Below are 11,227 nucleotides of genomic sequence, written 5' to 3' on the forward strand. Positions count from 1 at the left end.
CTTACGTGAGCCCAACTTTCGCATTAAATCACGGAAATGTGAGGCGAATTTTGGCGATGGTTTTCACGCTCCGGTAGTGAAGCGTGCGGCGCGCCTGCCGGTGCTGTACAGCGCGGCATGCGCCTTCTCCTGCCCCTTCTGCTGCTTTCGGCCTGCGCCGTCGCCCCGCCCCGACCCGACCCGCCGCTCGCCTATCCCCCCGCCGCGCGGGAGCGGATGGTCCGCCTCGCCCTGGCCGAATGGCGGGACTGGGGCGGCATCGTCGCTGCCCCGGGCGCGACCCCCGCCGCCCGGCCGGCGGAGAGCGACCCGGCCAATTTCCCGCGGCTGCTCGCCTATTGGCGGGCGGTGCCGCAGGACGAGGGGGCCATCGCCCGCAACCGCCGGCTCTACGCCGCCGCCCTGGCCGGCGCCCCGGCCGGCGCCGCGCTCTGGCGCGAGCCCTTCTGGTCGGCCGCCTTCATCAGCTGGGTGCTGGCCGGGGCCGGGGTGGACCGGCGGGAATTCCCGCCCTCCGCCGCCCATGCCGACTACGTCGATGCGCTGATCCGGGACGCGCTGGCCTTCCCGGCGACCGCGCCCTTCCTGCCGCGCCGCCCGGGGGAGATGGCGCCGCGCCCGGGCGACCTCCTCTGCGCCGACCGCGGCCCGGCGCCGATCCGCGACTGGCGGCAGCGGGCGGCGGATGCGGGGCGGTTCCGGCCGATGCATTGCGACATCGTGGTGGCCGCCGGCCCTGGCGCGGTGGAGGCGGTCGGGGGCAATGTGTCAGACAGCGTGACCCTCAGCCGGCTCGCCGCGGATGCCCAAGGGGTTCTGCTGCCCCGCGCCGCGGGCGAGCCGGCCTGGTTCGTCCTGTTCGAAAACCGTCTCGGGCGCCTGCCGCCCTGGAGTGCCACCCCATGACCGACCTGTTTGCCCCGCTCAGCCTCCGGGGCGTGACCCTGAAGAACCGAATCGGCGTCTCGCCCATGTGCATGTACTCCTGCGCCGAGGACGGCCAGCCGACCGACTGGCACTACCAGCACCTGATCTCCCGCGCCGTCGGCGGCGCCGGGCTGGTGATGACCGAGGCGGCGGCGGTGACGCCGGAGGGGCGGATCTCCCCGGCCGACCTCGGCATCTGGTCCGACGCGCAGATCCCCGGCCATGCCAGGCTGGCCGCCGGCATCGCCGCCATGGGCGCGGTCCCGGCGATCCAGATCGCCCATGCCGGGCGCAAGGCCAGCCGCCGCCAGGCCTGGGAACACGGCCCGGCCACCCCGGGCTGGGAGCCGCTGGGCCCGAGCGCCGTCGCCTTCGGCGACTACGCCACGCCGCATGCGCTGAGCGAGGCCGAGATCGCGGCGGTCATCGCCGACACCGCCGCCGCGGCGAAGCGCGGCATCGAGGCCGGCTACCGCTTCATCGAGCTGCACGCGGCGCATGGCTACCTGCTGCACCAGTTCCTCTCGCCGCTGTCCAACCAGCGCAACGACGCCTGGGGCGGCGACCTCGACGGCCGGGCGCGGATCGTCGAGGAGACCACCCGGGCGGTGCGGGCGGCGATCCCGGACGAGGTGCCGCTCTGCATCCGCCTCTCGCACACCGACTGGGTCGCGGGCGGCTGGACCACCGCGGAGACGGTGGTGCTCTCGGCCCGGCTGAAGGCGCTCGGCGTCGACATGATCGACGTGACCTCCGGCGGGCTGCACCACGAGCAGAAGATCCCGCTCGGCCCCGGCTACCAGGTGCCGGGTGCCGAGGCGGTGAAGTCGGGCGCCGGCATCCCGGTCGCGGCGGTCGGGCTGATCACCGAGCCGGAGCAGGCGCAGGAGATCCTGGCCGCGGGCAAGGCCGACCTGATCCTGCTGGCGCGGGTGCTGCTGCGCGAGCCCTACTGGCCACTGCGCGCCGCCGCCGTGCTGGGCCGGACCGAGACGCTGCAGGTGCCGCCGCAATACGAGCGCGGCTGGAACACCCTCGGCAAGATGCAGCGCGAGGCGTCGATCGGCGTGCCGATGGCGCCGCTCGCCTGAGCCAGGCCGGAGGCGGCCGGGCCGGCGCGGGGGATGGTCCCCCGCCCGGTCCCGCCGCAGGGGAGGAAGATCCATGAGCGCCTATCTGATCGCCAATATCACCGTGACCGACCCGACCGGCTTCGCCGCCTACCGCGACCGGGTCGCGCCGATGATCGCCGCCCATGGCGGCCGCTACCTGGTGCGCGGCGGGGCGGTGACGCCGGTCGAGGGCGAGCCGGGGGCTGGACCGGGTGGTGGTGCTGGAATTCCCCGACATGGCGCGGCTCGAGGCCTTCTACCACGGCCCCGACTATGCCCCGCTGATCGCCATGCGGCAGGCGGCGACGGTCTCGAGGGTGGCGCTGGTCGAGGGGGTCTGACCGGCGACCGCAGCCGGCGCTCAATTCCGTGAAATTCGGCTCAATTTCCCTCAATTCGCCTCAAACCCCGCCAGCCAACCCCTTGTTGCCAAAGGGTTAGGCCTGCGGAATTTTAGAATTGAGGGATCGGGCGCCCCATCGCAGGGACCCGGGCGCAGCCCGCCCTTGGGCAGATAATCCTATAACCCGCCGGCGGGCGCGAAGGCAAGCCCGGCGATCGGGCGGCGCGCCCCGCCCCCGGGTCAGCGCCCGGTGAGGATGCGCTCGACCAGCTGCTTCGCGGTCGGGATGAAGCCGTTCGAGTAGAACGGGTCCGAGGCGAAGCGGTAGGCGTTGTGGCCCGCGAACATCAGGTTCTTCTCCAGCGCGCCGTCATGCGCCACGTCCTGAAGCGTCTTCTGGATGCAGAAGCTGCGCGGGTCGGCCTTCTTGCCGTTGTCGTAGGTCGGCTCGTGCTGCGCCCAGTTGGAGAAGCGGCAGGAGGACAGGCAGCCCATGCAGTCGATCTGGTCCTGCACGATCTGGCCGTGGTCGGCCGGCGTCACGAAGATCAGGGTATTGTCCGGCGTGCGCATCGCCTCGGTGTAGCCGGCCGCCTCGAAGGCGGCGACGCGCGAGCGGTCGTGCGGGGTCAGCCAGACCTTCCGCTTGCGCGGGCCGACGCCGTATTCCGCCACGTGGTCGCCGACCGGCTCGGCGGTATAGGCCACCTGCCGCTCGTTGCGGGCCTCGAGCTCCTCGAGGAACTCGTTGCGGATGGCGCTGCTGTAGAAGCCGGTGGGCGAGAAGCGCTGCAGCAGCACGTCGCCGTTCTGCAGGGTCAGCAGCCGCTGCTTCCAGGCCTCGGAGATCGGGCTTTCCTGGGTCAGCAGCGGGCGGGTGCCGAATTGGAAGGCGATCGGGCCGAGCTCCGGGTTGTCGATCCAGTCCTGCCATTCCTCCAGCCACCAGACGCCGCCCGCCATGATGATGGGGGTGTCGCCGAGGCCGAATTCGCGCATCTGCTGGCGCAGCTTGAGCACGCGGGGGTAGGGATCCTCGGGCTTCAGCGGATCCTCGGAATTCGAGAGGCCGTTGTGGCCGCCGGCCAGCCAGGGGTCCTCGTAGACCACCCCGCCCAGCCATTCCCGGGTCTTGCCGTAGGAGCGCTTCCAGAGCGCGGCGAAGGCGCGGCCGGAGGAGACGATGGGGTAGTAGAAGACGCCGAAGTCGCGGGCGATGTCGGCTAGGCGGTAGGGCATGCCGGCGCCGCAGGTGATGCCGTTGATCAGCCCCCTGGCGCCTTCCAGGATCCCCCGCACGACGCGTTCGGCGCCGCCCATCTCCCAGAGGATGTTGCAGTGGATGCGGCCCTGGCCGCCGGCGCGCTCATGCGCCTCGCGCGCCTGGGCGATGCCGCCGGAAATGCCGTAGGCGACGAGCTCCTCGTGCCGCTCCAGCCGGGTCTTGCCGTGGTAGACCTGGCGGATGACCCGGCCTTCCGCGTCATAGCTGTCGGCATTGACGGCGGAGAATGTCCCGACGCCGCCGCCCGAGGCCCAGGCGCCGCAGGTGCTGCCGTTCGAGACGGCGACACCCTTGCCGCCCTCGACCAGGGGGAGGACGTCGCAGCCGCCCATGCGGATTGCGTTGATAGCCTTCACGCGCCTGCCCTCAGCTTCCGTAGCCCATAGGGTACGATATGGTACTCCCGGCGCCGGGGAGGAGGCCCCCGGCGCCGGAATGGCTCACTCCGCGGCGTCGGTACGCTCGCGGCGGGGGCCACGGTCGCGGCGGAACTCGCCGCGCGGCTCGCGAGCCTCGCCCTCGCCGCCCGGGCCCGGACGGCGGGCGCCGACCTGGTCGGTGATGTCGGCGCCGGTGGCCTGGTCGACCACCCGCATCGAGAGCTTCACCTTGCCGCGGTCGTCGAAGCCGAGGACCTTCACCTTGACCGCATCGCCCACGTTCACGAGGTCCGTCGTCCGGTTCACCCGGTCGTTGGACAGTTCGGAGATGTGGACGAGGCCGTCCTTGGCGCCGAGGAAGTTCACGAAGGCGCCGAACTCGGCGGTCTTCACGACCTTCCCGTTGTAGATGGCACCGATCTCGGCCTCGGCGGTCAGGCCGCGGATCCAGTCGATGGCGCGCTGCGCCTGCTCGGTGCTGGTGGCCGCGACCTTGATGGTGCCGTCATCCTCGATGTCGATCTTGCAGCCGGTCTGCTCGCAGATCTCGCGGATGACCTTGCCGCCGGAGCCGATCACTTCGCGGATCTTCTCCTTCGGCACCTGGATCACGGTGATGCGCGGCGCATTGGCCGAGACCTCGCCGCGGGCGCCGGTCAGGCCCTTGGCCATCTCGCCGAGGATGTGGAGCCGGCCGTCCTTCGCCTGCTCCAGCGCCTCGCGCATGATGGCGAAGGTGATCGAGGTGATCTTGATGTCCATCTGCAGGGCGGTGATGCCCTGGTCGGACCCGGCCACCTTGAAGTCCATGTCGCCGAGGTGATCCTCGTCGCCCAGGATGTCGGAGAGCACGGCGAAGCCGCGGTCCTCCTTGATCAGGCCCATGGCGATGCCGGCGCAGGGGCGCTTCAGCGGGGTGCCTGCATCCATCAGCGCCAGCGACGAGCCGCAGACGGTCGCCATGGAGGAGGAGCCGTTGCTCTCGGTGATCTCGGAGACCACGCGGAGGGTGTAGGGGAACTTGTCCTTCTCCGGCAGCAGCGGACGCAGCGCGCGCCAGGCGAGCTTGCCGTGGCCGACTTCGCGGCGGCCCGGGCTGCCCATGCGGCCGGTCTCGTTCACCGAGTAGGGAGGGAAGTTGTAGTGGAGCATGAAGTGCTCCCGGTACTCGCCCGGCAGCGCGTCGATGATCTGCTCGTCCTGGCCGGTGCCCAGCGTCGCGACGCAGAGCGCCTGGGTCTCGCCGCGGGTGAACAGCGCCGAGCCGTGGCTGCGCGGCAGGATGCCGACCTCGGCCACGATCGGGCGCACGGTCTTGGTGTCGCGGCCGTCGATGCGGAGGCCGGTATCCAGGATGGCGTTGCGGACGACATCGGCTTCGAGCTGCTTCAGCAGGCCCTTCGCCTTTTCGACGTCGAGGCCTTCCTCGGTGAGCTGGGCGATCAGCGCCTTCTTGGCGGCGGAGACATTCTGCTGGCGGACCAGCTTCTGCGTCTCCTTGTAGGCCTCGGCCATCGGCGCGGTGCCGAGTTCCGTGATGCGGGCCTTGAGGGCGGCGATGGCGTCAGACGGCTCCGGCAGGGCCCAGGGCTCCTTGCCGGCGCGCTCGGCGAGATCGATGATCCCGGCGATGACGGACTGGAAGCCCTTGTGGCCGAATTCCACGGCGCCGAGCATCACGTCCTCGGACAGCTCCTTCGCCTCGGACTCGACCATCAGCACGCCCTCGGCGGTGCCGGCGACCATCAGCTCGAGCTGGCTGGTCTGGCGCTGCGCCATGGTCGGGTTGAGGACGTACTGGCCATCGATGTAGCCGACGCGGGCGGCGGCGACCGGGCCGAAGAAGGGGATGCCGGACAGCGTCAGGGCGGCGGAGCAGCCGACCAGGGCCACCACGTCGGGGTCGTTCTCGAGGTCATGGCTGAGGACGGTCGCGATGACCTGGACCTCGTTGCGGAAGCCCTCCGGGAACAGCGGGCGCAGCGGGCGGTCGATCAGGCGGGAGATCAGCGTCTCGGACTCGGAGGGCCGGCCCTCGCGCTTGAAGAAGCCGCCCGGGATCTTGCCGGCGGCGAAGGCCTTTTCCTGGTAGTTCACGGTCAGCGGGAAGAAGTCCTGGCCCGGCTTCACCGAGCGGGCGCCGACCACGGTGCAGAGCACGATGGTGTCGCCAAGACGGGCCACCACGGCACCATCGGCCTGGCGGGCGATCTTGCCGGTCTCGAGGGTGAGGAGCTGGCCGCCCCAGGCGATATCCTTGCGGAAGTAATTCTCGAACATGCGTCGTTCCTTGGCCGGGCTTGCGCCCGGGCCGGCCTATCGGAGGCCGGTCTTGCTGCAGGACCAGGGGCGCCGCCTTGAAGGACGCGGCCCTGGGGTGCGACGGGGTGGGTGGCAGGGCAGGCCATGCGCCCGGTGGGCGGGGCGCGGCGCTTCGGGCTGCATGGACTGCGGACCCCTCCGCCTGAGGGGAAGGCCGCCCCCGTTGCCGGGGCTCCATGTGGCCGGAAACGCCGTCGCCGTCCCGGGTTGGGGTGCGAGGCTTGTCCTGTCAGCCCGCCACGCGCGGCGGTCGGCCGACGCATCCGCCCATGCGGGCGCGGTTCGGCCATCAGGCGGAGATATGGCCCGGCCGGGCGCGGATTGCCATGGAAATCTGCGGCCCGGGAATCGGGGAGGGGCGGGGAGGCAGGCCTGCCCGCCCCGGACCTCGCCTTGAAGCCGGCGGCCTGGGGCCGCCGGCCCTGGTGGCCTTAGCGGCGCAGGCCGAGGCTGGCGATCAGCGCGTCGTAGCGGGCGCGGCTCTTGCCCTTGAGGTAGTCGAGCAGGCCACGGCGCTGGCCGACCAGGACCAGCAGGCCACGCCGGCTGTGGAAGTCCTTGGCGTGGATCTTGAGGTGCTCGGTCAGGCCGGAGATGCGCTCGGACAGCAGTGCGACCTGCACCTCCGGGCTGCCGGTGTCGCCGGGCTTGGTGGCGTATTGGGTAATGAGCGCGGCGCGGCGCTCGGCCGTCATGGTATTCGTCGACATCGGGTTGTTCTCCGTATTGGCCGGGCCCCTGCGGGCCTTCGGCGACGTTCAGCCAACCGGTTGCAGACCTTCCTGCGACACCAGGCGCTCGGCCTTCATCAGGCCGGAGTCCAGGCGGCAGAGCCCCACGAACCGTTCCCCCGCCATGGCGCGCACGAGACCCCCGTTGGGGTTCGCGGCGTCCGGAATGCGGCCCATGAGGTCGACCAGGCTGAAGGCCTGGCCTTGTCCGAGCCGCATGGCTTCCGCCTCCGTGAGGGCCAGTGCCGGGATGTCGGCCAGCGCGGTCGCCACGGGAAGGAGGAGGTCCGGGGAAGGGGGCGGGGTATCGCCGGTACCGCAGAGCTTGTCCAGCGGAATCGCGCCCTGCTCGTGGAAGGGGCCGACCCGCATGCGGCGCAATGCCGCGATATGGCCGACCGTGCCGCAGGCGCGGGCCAGGTCCCGGGCCAGGGAGCGCATGTAGACGCCCTTGCCGCTCTCGACGAAGAAGATGGCGGTATCGGCGTCCGGCCGGCTCTCCAGCTCGAAGCGGTCGACGCGCGCCGGGCGGGGTTGCAGCTCCACCGCCTGGCCGTCGCGGGCCAGGTCGTAGGCCCGCTCGCCGCCGAGCTTGATGGCGGAATAGATCGGCGGGACCTGCATGATGTCGCCGGTGAAGGCGGGCAGGGCGGCGCGGATCTCGTCGTCCGTCGGCCGGGCGTCGGACGTCTCGATGGTGCGGCCATCGGCGTCGTCGGTGTCGCGCAGGTCGCCGAAGCGGAGGGTGAAGCGGTAGGACTTCGTGCCGTCCATCACGTAGGGCACGGTCTTGGTGGCGGTGCCGAAGGCGATCGGCAGCACGCCGGTGGCCAGCGGGTCGAGCGTGCCGCCATGGCCGCATTTCTGCGCGTCGAAGGCGCGCTTCAGCCGGGTGACGACATCGGTCGAGCCGAGGCCGGAGGGCTTGTCGATGATGAGCCAGCCGTCGATCACCTTGCCCTTCGGCTTCCTGTGCTGGCGGTGGTGCGGCTTGCGGCCCTGCTGCGGCTTGCCGCCGCGGGGGCGGTCGCCGCGGGGCTCGTCGCCGCGGGTCAGGTCGATGATCGGGGGGGTGGTGTCGTCGGTGGACATCAGGGAGCCTCTGAGGGGACCGGGCGGGGCCGGCCGGCGGCGTCGAGCGCCACGAAGGTGAAGATGGCCGAGGTCACGTGCAGGGTGTCGTCGAACTCGCGGCAGCGCCGCCAGGCCTCGACCCTGATGCGCAGGGAGGTGCGGCCGGTCGAGAGGATCTCGGCATAGAGGCTGACCTCGTCGCCGACCTTGACCGGGCCGTGGAAGCTCATCGCCTCGACCGCCACGGTGGCGCAGCGGCCGCGGCTGCGCTGCGCCGCGGCGCTGCCGGCGGCGAGGTCCATCTGCGACATCAGCCAGCCGCCGAAGATGTCGCCGGCCGGGTTGGTGTCGGCCGGCATGGCGATGGTGCGGATCTGCGGCTGGCGGGCCGGCGGCGCCTCGCTCATTCGGTGTCCGGGGGCTCGGCCTCGGCCGGCTTCGGGCCGAGGTCGCGGGCGACCGCGGGCTGGCGCATCACCTGGTCGATGTGCATGGCGTAGTCGAGCGCGGTGTCCGACTGGAAATGGATGTCGGGCGCCGCCCGCAGCCGCACGGCCTTGGCCACCTGGGTCCGCAGCCAGGGCGCGGCGCGGCGCAGCGCCTTGAGCTGCGGCTCGGGCAGCGGCTTGCCGAGGCCGCTGACGAAGGCGGTCATGTGCTTGAGGTCGGGCGAGGCCCGCACCTCGGTCACGGTCACGTGCAGCCCGGCGAGGTCCGGGTCGCGGAAGTCGGCCCGGGCGAAGACGGTCGAGAGGGTGTGGCGGATTTCCTCCGCCACCCGGAGCTGGCGCTGGGAGGGGCCGGCGGCGGGGCCGGCGACATGCTTGGACTTACCGGAAGGCATGGGGGGGTTGGACCCTTTGGAAAAGCGAAGGGCGCGGCGCCTTGCGGCACCGCGCCCCGGGAAGAAACCGGAGGAGCGGCGCGGTTCAGGTCGCGGCCACCATCTCCACCTCGTAGCACTCGATCTGGTCGTCGACCTTGATGTCGTTGTAGTTGGCGAAGCTCATGCCGCACTCGTAGCCGTTGGCCACCTCGCGGACATCGTCCTTGAAGCGCCGGAGGGTGCTGAGCTCGCCCTGGTGGATGACCACGCCGTCGCGCAGCAGGCGGACGCCGGCGCCGCGCTTGACGATGCCCTCGGTGATCCGGCAGCCGGCGACGTTGCCGATCCGCTTGACCTCGAAGACCTGCAGGACCTGGGCGTAGCCCAGGAACTTCTCGCGCTGCACCGGGGCGAGCTTGCCCTTGTACAGCTTCTCGATGTCGTCCGAGACCTCGTAGATGATCGAGTAGTAGCGGATGTCGACGCCGTCCTGCCGCGCCATGTCGCGCGCCTGGGTGGTGGCGCGGACGTTGAAGGCGACGACCACGGCGCCGGAGGCCTTGGCGAGCTGGATGTCGCTCTCGGTGATCTGGCCCACCGCGCTGTGCAGCACGCGGACCTTCACCTCGTCGTTGCCGAGCTTGCCCAGCGTCACGCCGATCGCCTCGGCGGAGCCCTGGACGTCGGCCTTGACGACGACGGCCACCTCCTTCTGCACGCCGAGCTGAACCCGGGCGAGCATCTCGGCCAGCGTGCCGCGGCCGGCGGTATTCGCCGCCGAGGCTTGGTCGCGGGCCCGCCGCTGGCGGAACTCGGAGATCTCCTTGGCCTGGATCTCGTTCTCCACCGCGACGAAATTCTCGCCCGCGCTCGGCACCGCCGAGAGGCCGAGGATCTCCATCGGCTGGCTCGGGCCGGCGGTCTTGATCTGGCGGCCCTTGTCGTCGAGCATCGCCCGGACGCGGCCCCATTCGGAGCCGGCCACGACGATGTCGCCGGCGTGCAGCGTGCCCTTCTGGACCAGCACCGTGGCGACGGGGCCGCGGCCGCGGTCCAGCCGGCTTTCGATCACGGTGCCCTCGGCCGCCCGGTTCGGGTTGGCCTTCAGGTCCAGGATCTCGGCCTGCAGGGTGATGGCCTCGAGCAGCTTGTCGAGCCCGATCTTCTGGGTCGCCGAGACCTCGATCTCCATCGTGTCGCCGCCGAGGCTCTCCACCACGATCTCGTGCTGCAGCAGCTCCTGCTTCACGCGCTCGGGGCGGACGCCCTGCTTGTCGATCTTGTTGATGGCGACGATGATCGGGACGTTCGCGGCCTTGGCGTGGTTGATGGCCTCGATGGTCTGCGGCATGACGCCGTCGTCGGCCGCGACCACCAGCACGATGAGGTCGGTGACCGAGGCGCCGCGGGCCCGCATGGCGGTGAAGGCGGCGTGGCCCGGGGTGTCGATGAAGGTCACCTTCGAGCCGTCCGCCACCGTCACCTGGTAGGCGCCGATGTGCTGGGTGATGCCGCCGGCCTCGTGGGCCGCGACATCCGCCTTGCGCAGGGCATCGAGCAGGCTGGTCTTGCCGTGGTCGACGTGGCCCATGATGGTCACGACCGGCGGCCGCGGCAGCATGTCCGCCTCGGCGTCGGTCGCGCCCTCGATGCCGATCTCGACGTCGCTGTCGGCGACGCGCTTGATGCGGTGGCCGAACTCCTGGACCACCAGCTCGGCGGTGTCGGCGTCGATGCTCTGGGTCAGGGTCGCCATGACGCCCATGCGGAACAGCGCCTTCACCACCTCGCCGCCACGGGCGGCCATGCGGTTGGCGAGTTCCTGGACGGTGATGGTCTCGGGCACCACCACGTCGCGCACCACGCGCTCGGTGCCGGCCCGCAGCCGGGCGAGCTCCTGCTGCCGCCGCTCGCGCTCACGCGCCCGGCGCATGGAGGCGATGGAGCGGCTGCGGTCGTCCTCGCCCTCGATCGCGGCCTGGACGTCGATGCGGCCGCCGGCGCGGCGGTCGCCCTGGCCCAGGCTCTTCTTGACGGCGGCGATCGCCGGCTTCTTCGGCGGGATGACGGCGCCGCCGGGACGGCGGGCGGCGGCGCGGCGCGCCTCGTCCTCCTCCTCGGCGGTGCGGGCGCGGAGCGAGAGCTTCGCGCCCGGGGCGCCGCCCGGCGCATTGGCCGCGGCCGCGCCGGGGGCGGTGCCGGCCGGGGCGGGGGTGCCGGCCGGACG

At 71.6% G+C, this 11,227-nt stretch carries 10 protein-coding genes and 1 pseudogene; 4 read left to right on the forward strand and 7 right to left on the reverse strand.

Annotated elements, in window-relative coordinates; genetic code table 11:
* Positions 1-117 precede the first annotated feature (117 nt).
* The 4 genes and pseudogenes from QWZ14_RS12220 (at position 118) to QWZ14_RS12235 (ending at position 2,380) form a co-directional block, all read left to right on the forward strand.
* Positions 118-906, forward strand: coding sequence for a DUF2272 domain-containing protein (locus QWZ14_RS12220; protein ID WP_290316949.1), 789 nt, complete (start codon positions 118-120; stop codon positions 904-906).
* Entirely contained in the window at positions 903-2,018 is a 1,116-nt protein-coding gene (locus QWZ14_RS12225; RefSeq protein WP_290316950.1) for an NADH:flavin oxidoreductase/NADH oxidase, read from the forward strand. The genes QWZ14_RS12220 and QWZ14_RS12225 overlap by 4 nt, the downstream gene beginning before the upstream one ends.
* Before the next feature lie 73 nt (positions 2,019-2,091).
* Positions 2,092-2,175: pseudogene (locus tag QWZ14_RS12230) on the forward strand (hypothetical protein); the annotation flags it as partial.
* A gap of 79 nt (positions 2,176-2,254) precedes the next feature.
* On the forward strand, positions 2,255-2,380 hold the full coding sequence (locus tag QWZ14_RS12235; RefSeq protein ID WP_290316951.1) for a DUF1330 domain-containing protein: 126 nt from the start codon (positions 2,255-2,257) through the stop codon (positions 2,378-2,380).
* A 242-nt stretch (positions 2,381-2,622) separates the two neighbouring features.
* Here QWZ14_RS12235 and QWZ14_RS12240 read toward each other — a convergent pair whose 3' ends face one another.
* The 7 genes from QWZ14_RS12240 to infB form a co-directional block, all read right to left on the reverse strand.
* Positions 2,623-4,023: an NAD(P)H-dependent flavin oxidoreductase gene (locus tag QWZ14_RS12240; protein WP_290316952.1), complete on the reverse strand. Its 1,401-nt coding sequence runs from the start codon at positions 4,021-4,023 to the stop codon at positions 2,623-2,625.
* Positions 4,024-4,107: 84 nt separating this feature from the next.
* A complete protein-coding gene (gene pnp, locus QWZ14_RS12245; RefSeq protein ID WP_290316953.1) occupies positions 4,108-6,327 on the reverse strand; it encodes a polyribonucleotide nucleotidyltransferase in 2,220 nt (739 codons plus the stop codon).
* Between the two features lie 473 nt (positions 6,328-6,800).
* Positions 6,801-7,079 carry a 30S ribosomal protein S15 gene (rpsO, locus tag QWZ14_RS12250; protein WP_290316954.1) on the reverse strand — a complete coding sequence of 93 codons (279 nt, stop codon included), beginning with the start codon at positions 7,077-7,079 and terminating at the stop codon, positions 6,801-6,803.
* A 48-nt stretch (positions 7,080-7,127) separates the two neighbouring features.
* The gene (gene truB / locus QWZ14_RS12255) at positions 7,128-8,192 is read right to left on the reverse strand and encodes a tRNA pseudouridine(55) synthase TruB (RefSeq protein ID WP_290316955.1); all 1,065 of its coding nucleotides are present in this window, start codon (positions 8,190-8,192) and stop codon (positions 7,128-7,130) included.
* On the reverse strand, positions 8,192-8,581 hold the full coding sequence (locus tag QWZ14_RS12260; protein WP_290316956.1) for an acyl-CoA thioesterase: 390 nt from the start codon (positions 8,579-8,581) through the stop codon (positions 8,192-8,194). The genes truB and QWZ14_RS12260 overlap by 1 nt, the downstream gene beginning before the upstream one ends.
* A complete protein-coding gene (gene rbfA / locus QWZ14_RS12265) occupies positions 8,578-9,018 on the reverse strand; it encodes a 30S ribosome-binding factor RbfA (protein ID WP_290316957.1) in 441 nt (146 codons plus the stop codon). Before rbfA ends, QWZ14_RS12260 begins: the two co-directional genes overlap by 4 nt.
* Before the next feature lie 85 nt (positions 9,019-9,103).
* Positions 9,104-11,227, reverse strand: a 2,124-nt coding sequence (infB, locus tag QWZ14_RS12270; protein WP_290316958.1) for a translation initiation factor IF-2, incomplete at its 5' end; no start/stop codon positions are given.

It is taken from the genome of Paeniroseomonas aquatica, assembly GCF_030409335.1.
GTDB classification, from domain to species: Bacteria; Pseudomonadota; Alphaproteobacteria; order Acetobacterales; family Acetobacteraceae; genus Belnapia; species Belnapia aquatica.